This window comes from Pseudomonas asturiensis (assembly GCF_900143095.1).
In the GTDB taxonomy this organism is placed as follows: Bacteria; Pseudomonadota; Gammaproteobacteria; order Pseudomonadales; family Pseudomonadaceae; genus Aquipseudomonas; species Aquipseudomonas asturiensis.
This window is the reverse complement of the sequence record NZ_FRDA01000004.1, coordinates 33,256-57,925: the sequence shown is the minus strand read 5'-3', so window position 1 is coordinate 57,925 and position 24,670 is coordinate 33,256. Positions and strand designations below refer to the sequence as shown.

At 61.7% G+C, this 24,670-nt stretch carries 18 protein-coding genes; 11 read left to right on the top strand and 7 right to left on the bottom strand.

Translation table 11 applies throughout. The features are described 5' to 3' along the window. Positions 1 to 47: 47 nt before the first annotated feature. Complete coding sequence (locus BUB69_RS08305; RefSeq protein WP_073164505.1) at positions 48 to 4,904, bottom strand: NAD-glutamate dehydrogenase; 4,857 nt, start codon at positions 4,902 to 4,904, stop codon at positions 48 to 50. Between the two features lie 370 nt (positions 4,905 to 5,274). Here BUB69_RS08305 and BUB69_RS08300 point away from each other — a divergent pair, with 370 nt between their 5' ends. The 11 genes from BUB69_RS08300 (at position 5,275) to BUB69_RS08250 (ending at position 19,124) form a co-directional block, all read left to right on the top strand. Beyond that, entirely contained in the window at positions 5,275 to 5,634 is a 360-nt protein-coding gene (locus tag BUB69_RS08300; RefSeq protein ID WP_073164501.1) for a hypothetical protein, read from the top strand. 41 nt (positions 5,635 to 5,675) lie between these two features. Further along, entirely contained in the window at positions 5,676 to 6,425 is a 750-nt protein-coding gene (locus BUB69_RS08295; RefSeq protein ID WP_073164498.1) for an amidohydrolase family protein, read from the top strand. Positions 6,426 to 6,709: 284 nt separating this feature from the next. Then, the gene (locus tag BUB69_RS08290) at positions 6,710 to 7,669 is read left to right on the top strand and encodes an AAA family ATPase (protein WP_002554476.1); all 960 of its coding nucleotides are present in this window, start codon (positions 6,710 to 6,712) and stop codon (positions 7,667 to 7,669) included. A gap of 4 nt (positions 7,670 to 7,673) precedes the next feature. Then, on the top strand, positions 7,674 to 8,618 hold the full coding sequence (locus BUB69_RS08285; protein ID WP_073164495.1) for a DUF58 domain-containing protein: 945 nt from the start codon (positions 7,674 to 7,676) through the stop codon (positions 8,616 to 8,618). Then, positions 8,615 to 9,109, top strand: a complete 495-nt coding sequence (locus BUB69_RS08280) for a DUF4381 domain-containing protein (protein ID WP_073164491.1) — start codon at positions 8,615 to 8,617, stop codon at positions 9,107 to 9,109. Before BUB69_RS08285 ends, BUB69_RS08280 begins: the two co-directional genes overlap by 4 nt. After that, positions 9,102 to 10,160 carry a vWA domain-containing protein gene (locus BUB69_RS08275; RefSeq protein WP_073164487.1) on the top strand — a complete coding sequence of 353 codons (1,059 nt, stop codon included), beginning with the start codon at positions 9,102 to 9,104 and terminating at the stop codon, positions 10,158 to 10,160. The genes BUB69_RS08280 and BUB69_RS08275 overlap by 8 nt, the downstream gene beginning before the upstream one ends. After that, positions 10,157 to 11,878, top strand: coding sequence for a VWA domain-containing protein (locus BUB69_RS08270; RefSeq protein WP_073164484.1), 1,722 nt, complete (start codon positions 10,157 to 10,159; stop codon positions 11,876 to 11,878). Before BUB69_RS08275 ends, BUB69_RS08270 begins: the two co-directional genes overlap by 4 nt. Then, positions 11,875 to 13,533: a BatD family protein gene (locus tag BUB69_RS08265; protein ID WP_073164481.1), complete on the top strand. Its 1,659-nt coding sequence runs from the start codon at positions 11,875 to 11,877 to the stop codon at positions 13,531 to 13,533. The genes BUB69_RS08270 and BUB69_RS08265 overlap by 4 nt, the downstream gene beginning before the upstream one ends. Before the next feature lie 40 nt (positions 13,534 to 13,573). Further along, positions 13,574 to 14,818, top strand: a complete 1,245-nt coding sequence (locus BUB69_RS08260; RefSeq protein ID WP_073164478.1) for an exonuclease SbcCD subunit D C-terminal domain-containing protein — start codon at positions 13,574 to 13,576, stop codon at positions 14,816 to 14,818. After that, entirely contained in the window at positions 14,815 to 18,462 is a 3,648-nt protein-coding gene (locus BUB69_RS08255) for an AAA family ATPase (protein WP_073164475.1), read from the top strand. The genes BUB69_RS08260 and BUB69_RS08255 overlap by 4 nt, the downstream gene beginning before the upstream one ends. Next, positions 18,459 to 19,124 (top strand): glutathione S-transferase, encoded by a 666-nt coding sequence (locus BUB69_RS08250; protein WP_084537066.1) that lies wholly within the window; start codon positions 18,459 to 18,461, stop codon positions 19,122 to 19,124. Before BUB69_RS08255 ends, BUB69_RS08250 begins: the two co-directional genes overlap by 4 nt. Before the next feature lie 186 nt (positions 19,125 to 19,310). Here BUB69_RS08250 and BUB69_RS08245 read toward each other — a convergent pair whose 3' ends face one another. From BUB69_RS08245 to BUB69_RS08220, 6 genes are all read right to left on the bottom strand, one after another. Further along, positions 19,311 to 19,493 carry a hypothetical protein gene (locus tag BUB69_RS08245; RefSeq protein WP_024687554.1) on the bottom strand — a complete coding sequence of 61 codons (183 nt, stop codon included), beginning with the start codon at positions 19,491 to 19,493 and terminating at the stop codon, positions 19,311 to 19,313. 188 nt (positions 19,494 to 19,681) lie between these two features. Then, positions 19,682 to 20,854 (bottom strand): lactonase family protein, encoded by a 1,173-nt coding sequence (locus tag BUB69_RS08240; protein ID WP_073164472.1) that lies wholly within the window; start codon positions 20,852 to 20,854, stop codon positions 19,682 to 19,684. A 97-nt stretch (positions 20,855 to 20,951) separates the two neighbouring features. Then, on the bottom strand, positions 20,952 to 21,509 hold the full coding sequence (locus BUB69_RS08235; RefSeq protein WP_141121835.1) for a hypothetical protein: 558 nt from the start codon (positions 21,507 to 21,509) through the stop codon (positions 20,952 to 20,954). 261 nt (positions 21,510 to 21,770) lie between these two features. Beyond that, positions 21,771 to 22,055 carry a DUF5629 family protein gene (locus BUB69_RS08230; protein WP_073164466.1) on the bottom strand — a complete coding sequence of 95 codons (285 nt, stop codon included), beginning with the start codon at positions 22,053 to 22,055 and terminating at the stop codon, positions 21,771 to 21,773. Positions 22,056 to 22,305: 250 nt separating this feature from the next. Then, positions 22,306 to 23,298: an AraD1 family protein gene (araD1, locus tag BUB69_RS08225; protein WP_073164463.1), complete on the bottom strand. Its 993-nt coding sequence runs from the start codon at positions 23,296 to 23,298 to the stop codon at positions 22,306 to 22,308. A 33-nt stretch (positions 23,299 to 23,331) separates the two neighbouring features. Further along, positions 23,332 to 24,645, bottom strand: a complete 1,314-nt coding sequence (locus BUB69_RS08220) for an MFS transporter (protein ID WP_073164460.1) — start codon at positions 24,643 to 24,645, stop codon at positions 23,332 to 23,334. Positions 24,646 to 24,670: the final 25 nt, after the last annotated feature.

The following is a 24,670-nucleotide window of genomic DNA, read 5'->3' as shown; positions in this document are numbered from 1 at the left end:
CCCGCCTCTCTCAAGGCGGGTTTTTTCGTCAAGCGTCAGTCAAATCCTCAAGCCGTGACAGCCTGTCCGCTCATGGCCAGGTCCAGCAGCTCTCGGTTGGCGACGGCGTACATGGCGTAGTCCGTACCGCTTGCGGCACGCAGTTCGACCAGCATCGCGCGCCAGCGCTCGACCATGGGAGCGTGCTGCTCAAGCCACAGCGCCAGGCGCTCTTCCACGTCCGATGGACCGTCCGGCATCTGCAGGACCGACACGGTGATCGCCCGTTGTTGCCAGTCGATGTCGTCGCGGAACGCTTCGCGTGCCAGTGCCTGCCAGTTGTTTTCCACCGGCAGGCTGCTGATCTGCTGCAGGTACCAGGTCACGTCCAGCGCGCTGCCCACAGCGAAGTACACCTTGGCCACGTCGGCAGCGTTCTGCCCGGTGACATCGGAGGCTTCGATGATCGGCAACAGCGTGTACAGGTGCGTGGTGCCCGCCACCATGCGTGCCAGCAACTCAGGCACACCGGCTTCGACATAGGCCTGATAACGCGCCTGCCAGACCTCACGGGTCGGACCTTCCAGCAGTTCGTCGAGCTTGAGGCCCAGTGCGGCGATATGCGGACCGAAGTGCGCCACGTCACGACCGGCATCCAGCTCATTGCGACGGCTGCGCAGGAACCAGCGTGTGGCGCGACGCCCAAGACGCATCAGCTCATCCATCAACGACAGCTGGATTTCTGCCGACACCTTGTAGTCCAGCGCCTCGATCTGACGGAACCAGTGCGGGAGGTGGAAGATGTCACGCACGATCACGTAAGCACCGGCCACGTTGGCAGCGCTCATGCCGGTCGACTCTTTGAGTCGCTGCACGAACGTGATGCCCATGTGGTTGACCAGATCGTTGGCGATCTGGGTGCTGACGATTTCACGCTTCAGGCGGTGACTGCGCATGGCGACGGAGAACTTGGCGCCCAGCGATGGCGGGAACGCGGTTTCCATGTCGCGTGCCAGGTAGTCGTCATCCGGAACACGGGATTCCAGCAACGCTTCCTTGAGGTCGATCTTGCTGTAGGAAATCAGCACCGACAGCTCGGCACGGCTCAGACCATGACCGGCCGAGACACGCTCGACGATCTGTTCTTCGGCCGGCAGGAACTCGATGGCACGGTCCAGCTTGCCACGGGCTTCCAGGTCGTTCATCAGGCGCTTGTATTCAGCGATGCGGTCGTAGGCACGGCGAGCCGCCAGCGACAGCGCCTGAGTCTGCTTGTAGTTGTTGCCCAGCACCAGATGGCCGACTTCGTCGGTCATGCTTTCAAGCAGCTGGTTGCGCTGCTTCTCGGTCATGTCGCCAGCCTGCACCACTTCGTTGAGCAGGATCTTGATGTTTACTTCGTGGTCGGAGCAGTCCACACCACCGGCGTTGTCGATAAAGTCGGTGTTGGTCGCGCCGCCATTGAGGCCGAACTCGACACGGCCCAGTTGGGTCATGCCCAGGTTGCCGCCCTCGCCCACCACTTTGCAGCGCAGTTCGTTGCCATCGACACGCAGCGCGTCGTTGGCCTTGTCGCCGACGTCCGCATGGGACTCTTCGCTGGATTTCACGTACGTACCGATGCCGCCGTTCCACAACAGGTCCACTGGTGCCTTGAGCAGTGCATGCAGCAGTTCGGTCGGGGTCAGTTTGTCGGCCTTGATGTCGAAGCGCGCCTTCATCTGTTCGGTGATGGCGATGCTCTTGGCGCTACGCGGGAAGATTCCGCCGCCAGCGGACATGATGCTCGTGTCGTAATCGGTCCAGGACGAACGCGGCAGGTCGAACAGACGCTGACGCTCGACGAAGCTGGTGGCCGGGTCCGGATTCGGATCGATGAAGATGTGCAGGTGGTTGAAGGCTGCGACCAGTTGCAGCTTGTCGGACATCAACAGGCCGTTACCGAACACATCACCGGCCATGTCGCCGATGCCGATCACGCTGATGCTGTCCTGCTGAACGTTGATATCACGCTCACGGAAGTGACGCTGCACGCCAACCCACGCGCCTTTTGCGGTGATGCCCATCTTCTTGTGGTCGTAACCGGCCGAACCGCCGGACGCAAAGGCGTCGCCCAGCCAGAAGCCGTAGTCGATGGCAATGCCGTTAGCGATGTCGGAGAAGGTCGCGGTGCCTTTGTCGGCGGCGACGACCAGGTACGGGTCGTCGTCATCGTGGCGAACCACGTTGACCGGCGGCACCAGCACGCCTTCCTTCAGGTTATCGGTGATGTCCAGCAGGCCCGAGATGAAGATGCGATAGCAGGCGATGGCCTCGGCCTGTATCTCGTCACGGTTGCCGGTGGTCGGCAGACGGCGCGGCACGAAACCGCCCTTGGCGCCGACCGGCACGATGACCGAGTTCTTCACCTGTTGGGCTTTGACCAGACCCAGCACTTCGGTACGGAAGTCTTCTTCACGGTCCGACCAGCGCAGACCGCCACGGGCCACATTGCCGAAGCGCAGGTGCACGCCTTCGACGCGCGGCGAGTAGACAAAAATCTCGAACTTGGGTACCGGCTTGGGCAGTTCGGGAATCAGACGCGGGTTGAACTTGAAGCTGAAGTAGCTCTTGTTCTGACCGTTGGCGTCGGTCTGGTAGAAGTTGGTCCGCAAGGTCGCCTTGATCAGGTCCAGGTAGCGACGCAGGATGCGGTCTTCGTTGAGCACCTGGACATCGTCCAGTGCGGTCAGAATGGCCTGTTCCAGACGCAGTTGCTTGTCGTCCAGATCATCCGAGCCGAGTTTGCGCGCCAGATAGAAGCGGGTCTTGAACAGACGCGTCAGCTCGCGGGCGATGTCGGTGTGGTTGTTCAGGGTGGTGGCGATGTAACCCAGGTCGAAGCCCAGACGAATCTGCTTCAGGTAACGGGCATAGGCCCGCAGTAACGCCACATCGCGCCACGGCAGACCGGCCGTCAGCACCAGACGGTTGAAAGCGTCGTTCTCGGCATCGCCGCGCACGATGTGTACAAATGCATCCTGCAGCGTGTCGTTAAGCTGCTGAATGTCGAGGTCAAGGCCTTCGCCATAGGTAAAGGCAAAATCGTGAATCCAGAACTCGCGACCGTTGGCGTGGTGCAGGCGATACGGGAATTCACCCAGCACACGCAGGCCGAGGTTTTCCAGAATCGGCAGCACATCGGACAGTGCCAGCGGGGTGTCGGCGTGGTACAGCTTGCAGTGCAGTTGCTGACGACCTCCGGCAAGCGGCTGGTAGAAGCTCATCACCAATGGATTGGCTTCGCTCAGGCTCAGCACGTGCTGCATGTCGACCACAGCCGAATGCGCCGCGAAACGCTCGCGGTAGCCTGCCGGGAAGCCTTTCGGGAAGTCGGCCAGCACGTTGGTGCCGTGGGCTTCGCCGAAGCTTTCGACGACCAGGCTGGCGTAATCGTCCTTCCAGGAACGGCAGGCCTGAATGACCTCGTTTTCAAGTTGGGCGACGTCGATTTCCAGATTGACCTTCGGGTCCACGCGCAAAATCAGCTGAACGCGGGCCAGTACCGATTCAGAGAAGAACGTCCAGAATTCGCAATCGCTGGCTTTCAGACGCTCCATCAGGACTTGCTGGATCTTCTGCCGCACCTCAGTGGAGTACACGTCACGTGGCACGTAGGCCAGGCAGTAGCAGAAACGGCCGTACGGGTCTTTGCGCAGGAACACGCGAATCTTGTTGCGCTCCTGAATCTGCACGATGGACATCACGGTGGTGAACAGCTCGTCCACCGGGGTCTGGAACAGGTCGTCGCGTGGCAGCACTTCGACCACCTGTGCCAGTTCCTTGCCCAGGTGCGCCTTGGCATCGAAGCCGGAACGACGCTCGACTTCCGCGACCTTGCGGCGGATGTACGGGATCTGCCGCACGCTTTCGCCGTACACCGACGAGGTGTAGAGGCCCATGAAGCGGCATTCCTTGATGACCTTGCCCGACGCGTCGATCTGACGGATCGAGACGAAATCCGGATACGCCGGACGGTGCACACGGCTCGGCACGGCAGCCTTGGCGAACGACAGCAGCATCGGCTCTTGCAGGTATTTCACTGCGTAGTCTTCGATGTGCAAATCTTCGCGGCTCAGGCCCGGACGCAGCAGCTTGGTCAGGCCCAGGAACGACGACTCGTCGTACACCAGTTGACCACCGTCGGCGTCGCTGCGGACTTCAAATTCTTCGTAGCCCAGAAAGGTAAAGTGGTTGTCCACCAGCCATTCCAGAAAGACTTTGATTTCGGCCTTTTCTTCGGCGTCGGTGTTGGATTCATTGGCGTCGATGCTGGTCAGCAAATCACGCAGGCGCGCCTTCATCGGCTCGAAATCTTCAACCGCCGCGCGGACCTCGCCCAGCACCTGCTCCAGCTCGCGGGCCAGTACGTTCAACTCGCTGGCGTTGGCGCAGCGGTCGATCTCCAGGTACATCAGGGATTCCTGCAACACGTCGTCGCCGGTCGTGCCCTTGGGCAACAGCTCCAGCAGCTCGCCGGCAGGCCCACGTCGAACACTCAATACGGTGGTTTGCAGGGTGTGAATGCTGTAACCACGACGGTTCAGCTCGGTGCGCACGGAGTCGACCAGAAACGGCAGATCATGATGCAGCACTTCGACGGCAGTGTGAGTCGACTGCCATCCATGACGCTCGTAGTCAGGGTTGTAGACCCGCACCTGCGGCCGGGCGTGTTCGAAACGCTCCAGCAGGCGCCAGGCGGACAGCGTGCAGCCCGCGAGGTCGGACAGTCGACGCTGAGTGAGTTCATCCAGTGAAATGATGCCGAAGAACTGTTCAGCGAACAGCGCCACTTGTGGCAGTGCCTGCTCGCTGATGTGCTGAGCCAGTGCCGATTGCAGTTGATGCTGGAAGTCGGACTTGCTGGCTGCGGTGAAGAACGCCATCTGTGGTACTCCGCTTTGGCTTTTATTGGGGAGGCTTGAAGAAGGTGTTGTGATCCGGGTGTAACGGCATCCGCTTGCGTGGACACCCCTGATCGAGTGTAAAGCTAAAGTACTAACGCCTGCCGTGTCAGGGTAGTCACATTTGAATGACGGCGCGCCTGTCATGTGAAACAGGCGTGACGCATTCGCGCGCACGTCTTTGGTGCAGCTTAACGACAGCGGACCGGACACTACTTACGAGGCTGCGACATATTCGGTCATCGTCTAGCAGGCAAACACGCACGATGGTGCCAATAAAGGCCGACAAAATGTGTTCCAGACTGGCAAAATCCGCACTGCCTGCCCAACGCTGAAAAAATGGAAATCGACCATGCACATCAAGACTGCCAGCCTCATCGTCAATCCCTGCGATGACGAGTACGACAATATGGCCCTGCTCTGCTGTCACGGCGAGAACGGCGACCTGTTTTCGCTGACCCGTTTTCCTGATGAAAACGAGGTGGAAATCACGGTCCGCGACGACAAGGCACACACAGTCTCGAATTTGAACGTGACGTTCAGCGCCGAGCGCCTGCTGGTCGAAATCGACCCGGCCGATGGAAAGCAACTCGACGGCCATGACCGTTATGAAATTCTGCACAGCACCTCGGCGGGCGAGTTGCGTGAGGTTGAAGAAACCCTGCAGATCATCCTGAAAGACGTGGGTACTTACGTCAGCGAACTCGCCTGAGCAACCCCGTACAGTCATCGTTCAGCCACCCGGAGCCTGCCATGCCTGCGATCTTCGACGCCCATTGCCACATCATCGACCCGCATTTTCCGCTTCAGGCCAATAACGGCTTCCTGCCCGAGCCGTTCGGCGTGGCAGACTATCTGGCATTGGTCGAGCCGCTTGGCGTCATCGGTGGCGCGGTGGTTTCCGGATCGTTTCAAGGCTTCGACCAGGGTTATCTGCTTGCTGCGCTGAACCGTCTGGGTCCGGGTTTCGTGGGGGTCACTCAACTGCCTGCCAGCGTCACTGACGCGGAACTGGAAACGCTCAACGGGTTTGGCGTGCGCGCCCTGCGGTTCAACCTCAAGCGTGGCGGCTCCGAACAGCTCGACCAATTGGAAGCCCTTGCCCTGCGTGTTCACCGTCAGGTGGGCTGGCACTCGGAGCTGTACATCGATTCCCGTGAGCTGGCCGACATCGAATCCCGCCTGCTGAGGCTTCCCGCCGTCAGCATTGATCATCTGGGATTGAGCGCCGAAGGCTTGCCGGTGCTGCTGCGCCTGGCCGAGCAGGGTGTAAGGATCAAAGCCTGCGGCTTCGGGCGAGTCGATTTTCCGGTGCCGTCAGCCTTGAAAGACATTCATTCGGCCAACCCCGACGCCCTGATGTTTGGCACCGACCTGCCCTCCACTCGCGCGCCGCGACCGTTCGAACCGGACGATATCGCCAAGGTTATCGATGCGCTGGGTGACAGTGGCGCGCAGAAGGTACTGTGGGGCAATGCAGCGGCGTTTTATCGGGTGTCATGAGCAAGCCGGTGGGTTGTCAGAGTGAGCTTGCCTTGGGCGGTAAGCGGAAGAAGGCGAGCCGTCAGACACAAGGCACGTTGTCCAAGAACAGGCCTCTCACCGCTTATTCCTACAAAGAACAGACAGACTCTGCGGGACAATTCCCAAATAAACGTCTGAACGGTCCCTAAACTCCATAAAAAACCCTGGAGTCGTTAGTCGATACCCGCCCGAATGAATTAAAGTATCGCCCCCAGCCTGCTGTCGATTGACGCGGCTGATTACCCTGCCAGGAACAGTCACCGATGGAACATCGTGAGGCGCTGATTGCGCTGCGAACATTTCTTTCAACGCAAATCCTCGGCCAGGAAAAACTGATCGAACGCCTGCTCATCGCCCTGCTTGCCGACGGCCACATGCTGGTCGAAGGTGCCCCGGGTCTGGCCAAGACCAAAGCCATCAAGGAATTGGCAGAAGGCATCGAAGCACAGTTCCACCGCATTCAATTCACTCCCGACCTGCTGCCCGCCGACATCACCGGTACCGAGATCTATCGTCCGGAAACCGGCAGCTTCGTGTTCCAGCAGGGGCCTATCTTTCACAACCTGGTCCTGGCGGATGAAATCAACCGTGCGCCAGCCAAGGTCCAGTCGGCGCTGCTGGAGGCCATGGCCGAGCGTCAGGTCAGTGTCGGGCGCAGCACCTATGATCTTTCGCCGTTGTTCCTGGTCATGGCGACCCAGAACCCCATCGAGCAGGAAGGCACCTATCCACTGCCTGAAGCGCAGCTCGACCGCTTCCTGATGCACGTCAAGATCGGCTTCCCGGATGCTGCTGTCGAACGCAAGATCCTGCAACAAGCTCGCGGCGAAGCGCTGAACGGCGAAACCAAGCCGGAGCGACGCGTCAGCCAGCAAGCCATTTTTGCCGCGCGCAAAGAAATCCTCGGCCTGTACATGGCCGACGCCGTGGAGGAATACCTGGTGCAACTGGTCATGGCGACCCGTACGCCTGCCAAGTTCGATCCGGAACTGGCCGAGTGGATCGCCTATGGTGCCAGCCCTCGCGGCTCAATCTCGCTGGACCGCTGCGCACGGGCGCACGCCTGGCTGGCCGGACGCGACTTCGTCAGCCCGGAAGACATTCAGGCGGTGCTGTTCGATGTGCTGCGCCATCGCATCATCCTGTCGTTCGAGGCCGAAGCCGCCGGTATCGATCAGGACCGCGTGATTCAGCGGATCCTCGACGTCGTGGCCGTCGCCTGACCCCATGCAACCCTTCCTGATCCCACAACCGGGCATCCGCGTCACGCTCAGCGAGCTGATCGAGATGCGCCATCGCGTGCGGGAAGTGCAGCTGTTTTCCACGCCGAGCCAGCGTAGCCCGCTGATCGGCCTGCACCACTCCAAGCTGCGTGGCCGTGGGGTGGATTTCGATCAGGTCAGGGTGTATCAGGCAGGCGATGACGTGCGCAGCATCGACTGGCGAGTGACCGCCCGTACCCAGGAGCCGCACACCAAGCTGTTCCATGAAGAACGCGAACGGCCCATCTTCATTCTGGTGGAACAGAGCCGTCGTTTGTTCTTCGGCTCCGGCCAAATGTTCAAGTCAGTGCTGGCCGCTCAAGCCGCGGCACTGATCGGCTGGGCCGCGCTGGAACACAATGACCGGGTCGGCGGGCTGGTGTTCGGCGACAACGAGCACTACGAAATCAAACCCCGGCGCAGCAAGCAGAGCCTGTTGCAGCTGCTCAACCGGCTGGTGCGGGTCAATCAGTCGCTGCATACCGAAATCCCCGCCGACCGCGATGCGTTCGGCACTGCCCTGCGGCGCGCCCGTGAAGTGCTGCGCCCCGGCAGCCTGGTGATCGTGCTGTGCGATGAACGCGCCCTGTCCGACACCGCCGAGCAGCAATTGACCCTGCTGGCGCGCCACAGCGACCTGCTGTTGCTGCCGCTGTCCGACCCGCTGGACCGGGCACTGCCTGCGGCCGGCTTGCTGCGTTTTGCCGAACGCGGCGCACAACTGGAGCTGGACACCCTCGACCCCGAGCTGCGCCGGGCCTATCGCGTTCAGGGCGAAGAGCGTTCCGCCCGCTGGGAACTGCTTGCCCAGAAGCTGCGGGTGCTGCTGATGCCACTGAGCACTCAGTTGGAGCTGGTCGAGCAACTGCGTGAATACCTCAACGCCCAGCGTCCGGTGAAGCGCAAATGAACCCACTGGATCAGTTGCATCCCCTGATCGCCCCCGAAGCCGTCGGTTTCTGGCCACCGGCGCCGGGCTGGTGGTTATTGTTGCTAGTGATTCCGGTTTTAGTCTGGGGAGCGTGGCGGCTGCGCACCCTGCTGCCGGTCAAGGCCAGCAAGACCCGCAGCGAGCAGCCGCTGGACCCGGTGCGCATCGCGGCGCTGGCCGAGCTGGCGAGCCTGCCCAAACCCTACGACGGCGCGCCCGCCGGTGCCTGGCTGCAGCAGATCAACGGCCTGCTCAAGCGCTTGTGTCGCAACCACTATCCGCACAGTCAGAGCCACACGCTCAACGGTCGCAAATGGCTGGCGTTTCTCGACAACCGCTGCCCGGCCGCAGGCCTGACGCGCTGGATGATTCTGGTCGAAGGAGCCTACAAGCCCGAATGCAAGCTCGATGACAAGGCCATCAGTGGCCTGACCCAGGCCGTCGATACCTGGATTCGCAAACATGTTTGAGTTCGTCTGGCCTTGGGCATTCGCCCTGCTGCCACTGCCCTGGCTGATGCGCCTCGTGCTGCCGATGGCTGACAGTGGCGAAGCGGCGCTCAAGGTCAGCTTCCTCAGCGAACTCGAAGGCCTGAGCGGACGCCGCGCCAAGGCCAATCTTCCGGCCTGGCGACAGCGTTCGCCGTTTCTGCTGATCTGGCTGTTGCTGCTGATCGCCACCGCTCGCCCGCAATGGCTGGGCGAACCGCTGCCAGTGGCCGCCAGCGGCCGTGATCTGCTGGTGGCCGTGGATGTTTCCGGCTCCATGGATTACCCGGACATGCAATGGCAGAGCGACGAGGTCAGCCGGCTGGTGCTGGTTCAGCACCTGTTGGGCGACTTTCTTGAAGGCCGGCAAGGTGATCGCGTCGGCCTGATCCTGTTCGGCAGCCAGGCCTTCGTGCAGGCCCCGCTGACCTTCGATCGACGCACCGTACGCGTCTGGCTCGACGAAGCGAAAATCGGTATCGCCGGCAAGAACACCGCCATCGGTGACGCCATTGGCCTGGCACTCAAGCGTCTGCGACTGCGCCCGACCAACAGCCGCGTTTTGGTACTGGTGACCGATGGCGCCAACAACGGTGGGCAGATCGATCCCATCACCGCTGCACGCCTGGCAGCCGATGAAGGGGTTCGGATCTACACCATCGGCATCGGTTCGGACCCTGACAAAAGCGGTATCCAGGGACTATTGGGCCTGAACCCGAGCCTGGACCTCGACGAGCCGACCCTCAAGGACATCGCCAGCCTCAGCGGCGGTCAGTACTTCCGCGCCCGTGACGGCGAGCAACTGGAAAAGATCCGCGCCACGCTCGACTCGCTGGAGCCTGTCGCCCAGCAGCCTACCCAGGCCCGACCCGCGCAAGTGCTGTATCAGTGGCCCTTGTCCATCGCGCTGCTGATGAGCGTGTTGCTGGTGGTGCGCAGCCTGTGGCCGAACAATGCCGTGCAACGCGTGCTGGCCCGCCTGCGTGCCATCGGCTGGCGTGAGCGTATCGAACGGCTCTGGAGGTCGCGATGATCGCCTCTCTCTGGCCGCACTGGTTCCGCCCTTCGTGGCTGCTCATTGTCCCCTTGCTGGTGTTGCTGATCTGGCAGCTCTGGCATCGGCAGAAACGCGCCGGACGCTGGCAGATCATTCTGCCCGCTGCCTTTCACGCGGTGCTGCTCAACGGCAGTCGCAGCAGTAACAGCAAACTGCCCTGGGTCGTGCTGGGACTGGCCTGGCTGCTGGCGTTGGCCGCGCTGCTGGGCCCCGGTTGGCAGCGCGTCGAACAGATCAGCCAGAAACCGGTCGATCCCTTGGTGGTGATTCTGGAACTCACCCCGCAAATGCTCGCGACCGACATCGCCCCCACGCGACTGGAGCAGGCGCGACGCAAACTGCTGGATCTGTTGCAGGCACGCAGCGACTCCCAGACCGCCATCATCGTTTACGCCGGCAGCGCACACACACTGGTGCCTCTTTCCGACGACCTGGTCACCAGCCATAACCTGCTGGACGCCATCAGGCCATCGATCATGCCACTGGCAGGCCAACGCGCCGACCTGGCGGTCGTCAGGGCATTGCAACTGCTCAAACAAGGCGCGCTGGGCCAAGGGCGAATCCTGCTGATCGGCTCCTCGCTGAGCGAACAGGAGCGCGACGGTATTCGTCGGGCGCTGCACGGGCAGTCGCCTCCCTTTCTGATGCTGGGCATCGGCACCGCTGACGGCGCGCCGGTGACTCAGGAAAACGGCAGCCTGCTCAAGGACAGTCAGGGCGCGATTCTGGTGCCGCGTCTGGACAGCAGCAGCCTCAACGACTTTGCCGAACAGATCGGGGGCAGCTACCGTCAGGCCCGTAACGATGACGACGACCTGCGCAGCCTGGGTCTGCTGGCCAGCCCGCAGCAGGTACGTGGCGACGGACAGATCGTGCAGCTCGACACCTGGGCCGATCAGGGTCACTGGTTCCTCCTGCCGCTGCTGTTGATTGCGGCCTGTGCGGGCCGACGTGGCTGGTTGTTCTGCCTGCCGCTGCTGTTCATGCTTCCGCAGACCAGCCAGGCGTTCGAATTTCAGGACCTTTGGCTGCGCCCGGATCAACAGGGGCAGCGATTGCTGGAGCAGCATCGCCCGGCCGAAGCCGCACAACGGTTCGAGAATCCGCAGTGGAAAGGTGTAGCGTTTTACGAGGCCGGGGATTATGCCAGCGCCGCGCAACGCTTCGCCGAAGGCAGCACCGCAGCCGATCATTACAACCGCGGCAATGCGCTGGCCCGCAGTGGCGAACTGGAAGCGGCGCTGGACGCTTACGAGCAGGCGCTGGAACGCCAGCCGGACTTTCCAGCGGCAGTGAGCAATCGTGCGCTCGTACAAAGCCTGCTGGATCAGGCCAACGCCAGACAACCTGCCAAAAACGAGCAACAGAACGCCGAGCAGGACGAGGCCGGTCAATCAGCATCACAGGATCAGACTCGCAGCACCTCGCCCAGCGATCAGAACAACGCCCAACCCGATGACAACAGCAGCAGTGACAGCCCGCCGTCGGACAGCACGTCTGGTGTGGAGACGTCCGGGGCATCGAGCGACGACGAGCAGACCACCCGCCCGCCGCTGCAAGGGTCTGACAGCCCGATCACGGGTGAACGACGTCAGGAACTGGAGCAGTGGCTCAGGCAGATCCCGGATGACCCGGGCGAACTGCTGCGGCGCAAATTCCGCTATGAACAGCAACATCAGGAAAAGACCCGATGAGTCGCGTTTACCCCTTATTGACCGGCCTGTTGCTGAGTCTGGTTGTCTTGTCGGCGCAGGCTGCGGAGTTGAAAGCCAGTGTCGACCGCACGCGCCTGAACGCCGGGGAAACCGTCGAACTGACCCTGGAAACCGACGACGTGACGCAGTTCGGCAAGCCTGACCTGAGCTCGCTCGACCGCGACTTCGAGGTGCGTGACACCCGCCAGCTCAACCGCCTGACCACCCTGGGCGGCAACAATCAGGCGACCACCCAATGGATCATCACCCTGCTGCCCAGGCAGACCGGGAGCGTGGTGATTCCGGCGTTGCAACTGGGCGAGCTGAAAAGCCAGCCCCTGACCCTGCAGATCCTGCAGAGCGAGCCCACGGAGCAGAGCAACCACCTGGCACCGGTGTTCATCGAGGCCACACTGGATCAGGACAGCGTCTATGTTCAGGCTCAAGCGGTGCTGACCTTGCGCATCTATCACTCGGTATCCCTGTTCGATGACAGCAGCCTGAGCCCGTTGCAGGTACCGGACGCACGCGTCGAAAAACTGGGCGATTCGCGGACCTATGAAAAGCTGATCAATGGGATACGCCACGGCGTTATCGAGATGCGCTATGCACTCTATCCCCAGCACAGTGGCGTGCTGAACATTCCGCCTCAGGTGTTCAGCGCGACCCAGGTACAGCCTCAGGCCGCGGGCGCGCAAAGCCAGGACGTCAACCCGTTCGGGCCTCAGCCGGGCAAGGTCACGCGCGTCAGCTCGGCCGAAATACCGTTGACCGTCAAGCCCATGCCCGCCGATTACCCGGCGCATGTGCCGTGGCTGCCAGCGCGCAGCATCAATCTGGAAGAAAGCTGGAGCCCGGAACCGGGCAAGACCCAGGTCGGCGATTCGCTGACCCGCACGATCATCCTCAAGGCCGAAGGTCTGGCAGGTGCGCAATTGCCGCCGCTGCCCGCCACCGAGGTCCCCGGACTGCGTCGTTACCCGGACCAGCCGCAACTGCGCAACCTGCCCAGCGAACGCGGCCTGATCGGTACCCGCGAAGAGCGTGAAGCGCTGGTGCCCGCCCGTGCCGGCGCCATCGAACTGCCCGCCGTCGAAGTGACCTGGTGGAACACCCGCGAGGACCATCTGGAACACACCAGCCTGCCTGCGCGCACGTTGCAGATCGGCATCAACCCCGGCCTGACCGTGGACACGCCAGTCAGCAGCGACATGGGCGGCCTGACGATCATCGGCCCGCCCGTCTGGCCGTGGCAGATGAGCACGCTGTTTTTCGCCTGCACCACCCTGCTCGGCTGTGTGCTCTGGTGGCGCGCGCGCAGCCAGCCGGCCATTGCCAGAACCGTGCAGGCCGGGCCAAGCCCGCGTACTGTGCTCGATGACCTCAAGCGCGCCTGCCTGGCCAACGACCCGCAGGCCACGCGCCAGGCACTGGACGCCTGGGCACGCCAGCAACCGGACACCCTGGCTGACATGGCCGCCCGCTTCGTGCCGCTGTCCGACGCACTGGATGGCCTGAACGGCGCGCTTTACAGTGAGACCGGAAAGCTCTGGCTGGGCGAGGACCTGTGGCGTGCGATTCGCACCCTCCCCGCCGCCGAACACATTCAGGACCCGGCTGGCGATGCCGGGTTGCCGCCGCTGTATCCCAAGTGAGGATGCAGCCGGGCACACCTCTTCATGACAAGGTAATTCAATGCGTCTGTTCCACACCTCCGACTGGCATCTGGGCCAGAACCTTCACGGTCAGGAGCGCGACTTCGAACACGCCTGCTTTCTGACCTGGCTGCTGGCCCGTCTGGCCGAGCGCCAACCCGATGTCCTGTTGATCGCGGGCGACATCTTCGACACCGTCAACCCGCCGGTCAAAGCCCAGGAACGTCTGTACGACTTCATCGTCAACGCTCACGAACAGAACCCATTGCTGACCATCGTGATGATCGCCGGCAACCACGACTCGGGCTCTCGTATCGAACTGCCCGCGCCGTTGATGCGTCGCCTGCGCACTCACGCGCTTGGCCGGGTGTTGTGGCTGGACGACGGCGCGCTGGATGCCGAGCGTCTGCTACTGCCGCTGCCTGATGCCAAGGGTGACGTACGCGCCTGGTGCCTGGCGCTGCCGTTTCTGCGCCCCGCCGAAGTCACCGGCCCGACGCTGGGCGACGACTACCTCAAAGGCATCGCCCGGGTTCATGAGCGCCTGATCGAAGCCGCCAACCGCAAACGTGAGCCAGGGCAGGCACTGATTGCCGTGAGCCACGCGCACATGGCAGGTGGTTCGGTGTCCGAGGACTCCGAGCGCAGCCTGATCATCGGCAACGCCGAAGCCCTGCCCGCCAGCCTGTTCGGACCGAGCATCACATACGTCGCGCTCGGACATTTGCACAAGCCGCAGCGGGTCAATGGTGAAGAGCGCATTCGCTACAGTGGCTCGCCGATTCCCTTGTCATTCTCGGAAATCGGCTATCAGCACCAGATTCTGGAGATCAATTGCGACGGCGAGACGCTGACCAGCGTCGACACCTGCCTGATTCCACGCGCCGTCAACCTGCAGCGTCTGGGGCCTGCGCCGCTTGCCGAACTGCTGGTTCAGCTCAAGGAATTGCCCAACGTGGACCTGCTGGCCGACCCGGACCGGCAGCCCTGGCTTGAGGTGCGCGTGCGTCTGGACGAGCCACAGCCGGACCTGCGCAATCAGATCGAAACCGCCCTGCAGGGCAAGGCTGTGCGCCTGGTGCGCATCGGAGCCGAGTACGCGGGCAAAGGCAGCGAAGACGGCAGCGATGGCGATGCCGCGCTGATCGAACTGGATCAGCTCAGCCCACAGGAGCTGTTCAGCCGCGCCTGGCAGGACAACTTCGGTACAGAGGTCGATGAACAGACCCTGAGCGACTTCGCCACACTGTTGCGTGAAGTGCAGCAGGAGAGCGAACAGCCATGAAGATTCTCGCCATTCGCCTGAAAAACCTGGCCTCTCTGGCCGGACCGTTCGAGCTGGATTTCACGGCAGAGCCCTTGGCCAGCGCCGGGCTGTTCGCCATCACCGGCCCGACCGGCGCGGGCAAAAGCACCTTGCTCGATGCCTTGTGCCTGGCGCTGTTCGGAGCCATTCCGCGCCTGAGCAACATCGGCCAGTCAAAAGTCCCGGACATCGACGGCGACATCACCACCAGTGATCCACGCACCCTGCTGCGCCGTGGCACCGGCAGCGGTTATGCCGAGGTGGACTTCATCGGCATCGACCAGCGCCGCTACCGCGCGCGCTGGGAAACCAACCGCGCCCGGGACAACGCGGCGAAAAAACTGCAGGCCAGCCGCCAGACCCTGACCGACCTGGACAGTGAGCAGGTCCTCAGTAATCAGAGCAAGCGCGAGTTCGAGCAACTGATCGAAAGCCGCCTGGGCCTGAACTTCGAACAGTTCACCCGAGCCGTGATGCTCGCCCAGAGCGAGTTCAGCGCCTTTCTCAAGGCCGACGACAAGGAACGCAGCGAACTGCTGGAGAAACTGACCAACACCGCGATCTACAGCCAGCTCGGGCGACGCGCCTACAGCAAGAGCAAAGAGGCCGAAGAAGCGCTCAAGGTCCTGACCGCCCAGGCCAGTCATATCAGCCCGCTGGATCCCGAGCAGCTTGTCGAACTCGAGCAGCGCATGAGCGATGCACAGCAGCAGCTCAAACTGCATCAGGCGCAGCAGCGCCAGCTGGAGCTGCAGCAGCAATGGCTGACCGAGCTGCATCGGCTGCGCGACGAACAACTCGCTGCTCAGGAAAGCCTGAGCGCCGCGCAACAGGTGTGGAACGATCAGAGCAGCCAGCGCCAGACACTTGGCCAGCTTGAACACCTCGGCCCGCAACGGCATCGCTTCGCACGGCGGATCACGTTGAACGCCCAGCTCACGCCGTTGGCCGGGCAGATTCGTCAGCATCAGGAGCAGCAGGTCACGCTGCAAAACGGCCAGCAGCAACTGCACGACCAACGCAGCCAGGCGCAGTCTCAGTTGCTGGACGCCCAACAGGCGCACAGCCTCGCCAGGCCGCTCTTGCAGCAGGCATTCGACGCGCAAAACACGCTGAACCGCCTCGCTCAAGAGCTGAGCAAGGCCTCGGAACAGCATCAGCAGGCCGAACAGTCCTGCACCCAGGGCCAGACCGGCCTGCAAATCCTGCTCGATCAACAGCAGCAGGTTGCCCAGCGCCTTGAACGCATTGCCGAACAGCTCGAACACAGCCGTGATCTGGCACCGCTCGCCCAAGGCTGGAGTGCGTGGCGTGATCGCCTGAAGACGCTGACATTGACCGCCAATCGCCTCAAGCACGGCAACCTTGAGTTGCCTGCGCTGCAACAGCGTGCCAGCGAGGCCGAGCAACAGCTGACGGAACAACGCAGCGCACTGGAATTGCTGTACCGCGAGGCCGATTGCGAAGTTGCAGCCGTCACCGAACAGTTGCAGATTCTCGGTAGCCTGTTGCAGGACAATCGCAAGCAACAGCGCGCCTTTGAAGAGCTGACACGTCTGTGGGCCAGCCATCACGACATCGAACGGCAACTGCAGGAGCTGGCCCGGCAGCAACAGAATGCCCAGCAGGAACGCGAGCAACTGGTCGCCCAAGGCATCAAGGTCAAGGACGAGCTGACTGTCGCCGAGCAGACCCTGAGCGTGACCCGGCAACTGCTGGAACGCCAGCGTCTGGCCCGTAGCGCCAGCGTCGAAGAACTGCGCACCCAGTTGCAGGACGACCAGCCCTGCCCGGTCTGCGGCAGTGCCGAGCATCCGTGGCACCAGCCCGAGGCCTTGTTGCACAGCCTTACCCGGCATGACGAGGATGAACAGGCCAGCGCGCAGAAAACCGTCGATACCCTGACCGAGCAGCGCAATCTGTTGCGCGAGCACGTGGGCGGCATCATCGCCCGGCAGAAAGAACTGCTGCGCCAACATGAACAACTGACCATGCGCCGGCAGGCACTGGCACCGGACCTTGAAGCGCACCCGCTGAGCGCTCAATTGCTGGACCGCGACCCTGCCGGACGCGACGCCTGGTTAAGCCAGCAGCTCAGCCAGTTGACCGAGGTCATCGTCCGCGACGAGCAACGCCAGCAAGCCCTGCTCACCCTGCAGAAAGACGCCGCACGCCTGCAACAGTCCGTACAGGCTGCACAGGAGGCCAGCCAGACGGCCGCACGCCATGTGGCCGATCAGCTCCAGCAGTTGAGCGCCGATCAGCAGCGCCTGGACGAAGAGCTGACAGCCTTTGCTTCGCTGGTCTCGCCGCAGACGCTGGACGGGCTGCGCAACGATGCATCGACCACCGTGATGCAGCTTGAACAGCACGTGACGCAGCGACTCGATCAACTGGAGCAGCAAGGCGAGGAGCAGCAGGAGCAACGCGAACGCCAGCAGCGCATCGACAGCGAACAGGTCGAGCAGAAGAACCGCCTGCTGCGCGTCTCAGAACACCTGCAGACGGTCACGGCACTCACTGAACAGCAGCAGGCAAGTCAGCAGCGGTTGCAGGAGCTGCTGGGCGAATACACCAGCGCGGAGCAATGGCAGCAGGCCCTGGAACAGGCCGTCGAGCAGGCCCGCCAGGCCGAAGGCTCGGCAGCCCAATTCTTGCAGGACATCCAGAGTCAGTTGATCCAGCTGGCCGCCGAACTCAATTCCGGCGAGCAACAGCAGCAGGCCTTGCAGCAGGAACTGACAGAGCTTGATGCCACGCTCGCCGACTGGCGCAATCAGCACCCGGAACTGGACGACGCTGCGCTCGACACCCTGCTCACCTACGACGACGAACACGTCGAGCAATTGCGCAGGCAGTCCCAAGCGACCGAGAAAGCCCTGGAGCAGGCGCGGATTCTGCTCGATGAACGCACACAACGCGTGCAGCAACATCAGACGCAACATGCCGACCTGACCGACGGCGACGCGCTGAATGCCGCCCTGTTGCAGGCCCAGGAACAGACGGCGCTGAGCGAACAACACTGTGCCGAACTCCGCGCGCAACTGAGCGAAGACCAGCGCCGCCGTGACGCCAACAGTGAATTGCAGGCCCGCATCAACGAAGCTACTGGCCAATATCAGCGCTGGGCTCGACTGGCTGCGCTGATCGGCTCGGCCGAAGGCGACAAATTCCGCAAGATCGCCCAGGCCTATAACCTCGATCTGCTGGTGCACCACGCCAACGCCCAACTGAAACAACTGGTGCGCCGCTACCGCCTCAAGCGCGGCGGCAGCATGCTCGGGCTGCTGGTGCTGGACACCGAAATGGGCGACGAGACACGCTCGGTGCATTCGCTGTCGGGCGGGGAAACCTTTCTGGTGTCGCTGGCCCTGGCCCTGGGTCTGGCGTCGATGGCGTCCAGCACCTTGCGTATCGAATCGCTGTTCATCGACGAAGGCTTCGGCAGCCTTGACCCCGAATCGCTGCAACTGGCCATGGATGCACTGGACGGCTTGCAGGCGCAGGGCCGTAAGGTGGGCGTCATTTCCCACGTTCAGGAAATGCACGAGCGCATCCCGGTGCAGATCAAGGTCCGGCGTCAGGGTAACGGGTTGAGCACCATTGAAGTCGGCAGCTCATGAAGCCGGTGCTCTACTCGTTCCGCCGCTGCCCCTACGCCATGCGTGCACGCATGGCGTTGCACTACGCGGGCTGTGAGGTGGACATCCACGAAGTCAGCCTCAAGGCCAAACCGCCGCACATGCTCGAACGCTCGCCCAAGGGCACGGTACCGGTGCTGATTGTTGCCGACCGTGTTCTGGAGCAGAGCCTGGACATCATGCACTGGGCATTGGCGCAGAATGATCCAGATGACTGGCTGCTGGCCTGCGATTCTTCAGCACAACGTGAAATGGCCGACCTGATCGAAGAGAACGATCAGGTCTTCAAGCCGAATCTGGACCGATATAAATACGCCGTGCGTTACCCGGAACATTGCGCCGAGCATTATCGCGAACAGGGCGAAGCCTTTCTGCGCACGCTGGACATTCGACTGCAGTCGGGTTTTTACCTGATGGGAGAGCACCCGACACTGGCCGACATTGCCATCGCGCCCTTTATTCGCCAGTTCTGTTTTGTCGATCCGGACTGGTTCGCGCAAAGTGCTTATCCGGCGCTGCGCGAATGGCTACAGCGCTTTCTGGACAGCGGGCTGTTTGCAGCGGTCATGCATAAACAGGCCGATCTTCAAGGGCGGGATACCCAGGCACCGGATGCAAAAAAATCCCCGCTACCAGCACGGTAGCAGGGACAAGGGGATTCAACGCTTTCGCGAGCAGGCTCACGTAACAGTCCATGCAGGGTCTGCCACGCAATGGGCAGTGGTCGCGTGGACCTGTGTGGGCGAACATGCTCGCGAAAGCATTGCCGTTCACGAATCCATTCCCCGGTATCGGCACCGTCGCTAACGGGGAATGAATTCACGGACGTTTCATTGCGCAGACTTGTGATCCAGCGCGGCGTAAAAGTTGGCGCTCTGTTGCAGGTACTTCGGTGTATAGGTTTGGGTCGCGTGGGCTTTCTTGTCGCTCACATCGACACTGGCGCTGGCAGGAAGTGCCACAGACGCGGAAATAGCCGATGCAGCAATGATGGAGAAAAGATTGAAGTTCATCTGGGTCACCTCTCTTTGTGTCGGCGCTGCACGCTGTTATGTGCCGCTTTGAGTTATGGCCGTCTTGGCCGTGACTCAAACTTACGCCTGAGGGCGGGTCAGCAGAAATCTTTTGTAGCACTAACTCATATCATCGGCATTGATAACGGCTTCAGCCCGCGCGTTTCGCGGGCTGAAGGCTTTGTAACTTATTTTTCATTCAGAAAGTGCAAATACGAGGGTGCATCCACATCGACTTTCTGCACCGTATCGCCGATCAAGCCGGTTTTCACATCACGGCGCACCGTCACGATCTGGTTGCTCTTCTGATTGGCAAACAGCATGAACATGCCGCTGGGGTCAAAGCTGAACTCACGAGGCTCTGCGCCTTCGACGGCCCGGCGCTGGATTTCTTCAAGCCTTCCGCTGCTGGGATCGATCCGGAACACCACCACTTGATTGGCTTCGCCACGGTTGGTCACGTACAGGAACCTGCCGTCGGGCGAGGTGTGCAACGCACCGCCACCGTTCTTCTGTTCGACGCCCTTGTTCTTCATGTCCACGATCTGGGTCTGCTTGAAGACGCCATCCCGATAGTCGAAGACCACCACCTGGGCCGACATCTCCAGCACCAGCCAGGCATGCTTGCCATCGCCGCTGAACAGGACATGACGCGGTCCGCTGCCTGCCGGCAACTGCACGCTCGGTATACTGGCAGGCTGCAGCGGTTTGCTCTGATCAGCGTTGTAGCGGTAGACGAATAGCTTGTCGGCACCCAGGTCGGCCGTTACGACGTATTTGTCATCCGGTGTCGGCACCGCCAGGTGAACGTGGGACGACATCTGGCGCTCTGGATTGACCTTGCTGCCGGGGCCCAGCGGCAATACCTGAACGGCGTCACCCAACTGCCCGTCCTTGCTGACCGGCATCACTGACAACGCGCCACCCGGATCCGGGTTTACCGCGTAGTTGGCCACGAACAGATAACGCCCGTCCTTGCTCAGGCTCGAGTGAGTCGGCTCCTCACCTTTGGTCTCCACCTGATTGATCGGCGCAATGTTGAAGGTCTTGGGTTCGATGGAAAAACTGCTGACCTTACCGACCACATCGGTCTGGCCGGGGCCGTTCTCATTGACGACAAACAGATAACGCTGGTCCTTGGAAACCGTCAGCCAGGACGGATTTTCGGTCTTGATCACCTGAAGCGGTTTGGGGTCGATCATGCCGGTCTTGCTGTCGAAGCCGAACCGGTAGATACCCTCGCTTTTTCCCTGGGTGTAGGAACCCAGCAGCAATTGGGAATCGGTCATGGGTTGAGCCTGCAAGGTAAACGTGCTCATGGCACTGGCCATCGCCAGCCACGGCAGAATTTTATGGGGCATGGGGGCATCCCTTTTTTGTTGACGTTATTGACGCCTGTCACGCGACAGTCAGGGCTATGACACTGAATACGGTCGGGTAGTTTTGCAGCGCACGCATTCATTGCCACCCGGCCTGACTTTCCGGCCTCTGCAACCCGGTCTCGCTGTCGACGGAGGGCATCCAGCGCAGGTCCATGCCCGGAACCAGCGCCACCATGAAATCCTCGGTGTGCTGGGCGAGCCGCCTGAACTGCCCGATGGGATCGAACGTCACACCCGCCAGGATCAACGCGATGACCAGACCGCCAATCGGCACACTGCGGCGCAGCGGCCGCAACCCTTGCCTGGTGATCGGCAGTACCAACACCAGCCCGACCAGAAACCAAACGAACAGGCGCGGCAGCAACTGTTGGCGATCCAGGCCCACCTCCCACAACGCCCAGACGGTGCTCAACAACAGCATCAGGGTGAACAGCCAGACAGCAAAACGCATCCCCATGGCCAGCAGAACGCCGATGGCCGAGAAACCGAAACCGCACAACATGTAATAGAACGAACCGCCCAGGCCGACCAGCCTGAAGCCGCCGATCAGCATCACCAGACCGAGTACCAGCAACAGAACGCCCAGCAACGTCGGCAACATACGTGCACGACTCAACGCACCTTGAGTAGACATTGGATCTCCCTATCTTGTTGGTATGGCCCAGTCCATTGGGCCGACACTGGCGAGGCCAGTGTATGAAACGTCGTTATTCCCGGACGGCAAAACGCGTCGGGGCAATAAGAAAAGGCAAGCACATCCGTGTGTGCGAAGTGAGCACCGTCGCTAACGACGTCACACTCGGCACCCTGCTAGTTGGCGCCGATGCCTTCACAAAAGCAGTCGACGCGCACAGGTGAATCTAGCGACTAATCGGTGAGCATGACTTGATCTGGATCAAGCTTCGTCAGCGTCGTCTTCATCAGTAGGCGTGAACGCATCCAGGCAGACGATCCGGTGGTCAGCGTTGCCGTCATTGACGACCCAACTTTGCAGGGACTCGTCGAACGTCGCAGCCTTGACCTGATCAAGGGTGAAACGCCACACCTTGCGCTCGCGACCGTCCATGCATTCAACGTTCAGTTCATCGTCCAGCGAAAATTCCCAAGCGTGCAGACCATCGATTTCCAGCATCGAGGACGTTTCGAGGGCGGCGAGCAAGGTCTCTGGGGTAGTCGTCATGAGGTTATCCGGGCTGCAAAAACGCGAATGATAGGGCAATCGCACGATGATTGGCCATGATCCTGGCGAAAACCGCGACGGCAGTGACGACCAACGGACTGCGGGAGGCGGCTTGCCGGCGATGCTTTTTCTGAGGCGACCTGTCAGCGACTGAACTGACGCCATCGCCGGCAAGCCGCCTCCCACAAGGCACACATTCATCTACTCGGGTTTTATGATGGCAGCGATGGACGTCATCGCTACCCTTATCTCACAACCTGCCAATCCCACCCGGCTGGAACACCGCTTCGCCCGGTGCCAGGCCATTGATCAGTGGCTTGCCGAACTCGGCCTGACTGACCTCGAACCTGTCCCCCGGCTGAGTCCGCACGCCATCGGCGAAAGACAGGGTCGCGGTGCCGAAAAAATGCACATGCACATCTCCAGGGCGCAGGAACTGGGCATATTTGAAGTGGTGATACTCAAGGTTTTCCAGGCTGTGGCACATGTTGGCCTCGCCGCTCAGAAACTCCTTCTCCCACACCACTTCACCGTCACGCCAGATCTTGCTGGTGCCTGAAAGATTCTGCGGCAACTCACCTACCCGCAATTCAGGTCCGAACGAGCAGGCGCGCAGCTTGGAGTGCGCCAGGTACAGGTAATTGCGACGCTCCATGATGTGGTCGGAATATTCGTTGCCGATCGCGAACCCGAGCCGGTAAGGCTTGCGGTCATGCCCGATGACGTACAGGCCGCTCAGTTCCGGCTCTTCACCGCCATCTTCAGCGAACGGCGGCAGCGAAAAGGATGCACCCGGGCGCACGACGATACTGCCGTCGCCCTTGTAGAACCATTCCGGCTGCACACCGGCCTGACCGGCGGGCGGCTTGCCGCCTTCCACGCCCCATTTGAAGATGCGCATGGTGTCGGTCATCGCCGATTCGTCACCCGATTGCTGATGCATCTTGTCCCGCGCAGAGGCGCTGCCAAGGTGCGTCAGGCCGGTGCCACTGACCAGCAGGTGCGCAGGATCCGGGTGGTCCAGCGGTGGCAGAATGCGCAGTTCTTCCAGCAGTTGCGCGTAATCATGGCTCTCGCCCACCCCTGACTGCTCGACCTGCTGCGCCAGCCCAGAGCCTGCCTGAATCGCCGCCAGCGCCAGTTCGCGAACGCTCTCGGCGCCCAGCACTTCACGCACCTGATCGCCGTCCACCAGACCGACCCGACGCTGACCGTTGTTCAGTTCAAATTGCACCAACCGCATGGAAATCTCCTTTCAGACAGTGGAAAGCCGGACCTAGCGCGCCTTGGCGCTGGCAGCGAATTCGGAAGCGGGCAGCACATGCTTGCGCTCCAGCACGTGGTAAACGATACCGGTCAGCAACAGCCCGAAGACCATGACGCCGGACAGGAAGTACAACCCGGAAGCCAGACTGCCGGTCATCTCTTTCAGGGCACCGATGACGAACGGTCCGATATAGCCGCCCAGGTTGCCCACCGAGTTGATCAGAGCGATACCGGCCGCTGCACTGGCACCGGCAAAAAAGCGGCCCGGCAAGGTCCAGAACACCGCCGTACACGAGAACAGCGCAAACGCCACCACACACAGCGCCGCCAGTTGGGCGACCGGCAGGGTCAGCCAGGCGCTGCAGAACAGGCCGATGGCACCGAGCACATAGAGCACCGCGAGATGGCCGTAACGATCATTGAGACGGTCGGAACTGCGCGGCACGATCAACAGGCCGATGATGCCGAAGATGTAGGGCACCGAAGACACGAACCCGGTGGTCAGGTCACTGCCGCCAAACTGTTTGATCAGCGTCGGCAGCCACAGGCCAAGTCCATAAATACTCAATGTGACGGGCAGATAGAACAGCGCCAGCAACAGCACGCGCTTGTCCTTCAGGGCGTGGAGCGGGTTGCCGTGCCGGGTCTGGCCATATTCTTCCAGATCCTTCTTCAGTTCACCGGTCAACCAGTCTTTCTCGGCTTGATCCATCCAGTTGACCTGCTGCGGACCGTCTGGCAGCCAGCGCAAGACAGGCCAGGTCAGCAGGATCGCAGGCGTACCGATCACGATGAACAGCCACTGCCAGCCGTGCAGACCCAGTACGCCATCCATGCCCAGCAGACCGCCGGACACAGGACCGGTAATCATCATGGCGATGGGTTGCGACAGGATGAACAGGCCCAGGATCTTGCCGCGATGACGCACCGGGAACCACTGGGTGATGTAGTACAGCACGCCGGGGAAGAAGCCCGCCTCGGCCGCGCCCAGCAGGAAACGCATCACATAAAAGCTGTGGGGTCCCTGAACGAAGGCCATGCCGATGGTGATGGCGCCCCAGGTGATCATGATTCGTGCGAACCAGCGGCGTGCGCCAAAGCGTTCGAGCATCAGGTTGCTGGGGATTTCCAGCAGGAAGTAACCAATGAAGAACAGCCCGGCACCCAGCCCGTAGGCCGCGTCGCCAATGCCGATATCGGCACCCATGTGCAGCTTGGCGAAGCCCACGGCAGAGCGGTCCACATAGGCGATGAGGTAAAGCAGGATCAGAAAGGGAATCAGTTTGAACGTGATGCGGCGTATAAGCCGCAGTTCCTGGCTCATGAAGGCGGTCTCCCATTGTTTTTGT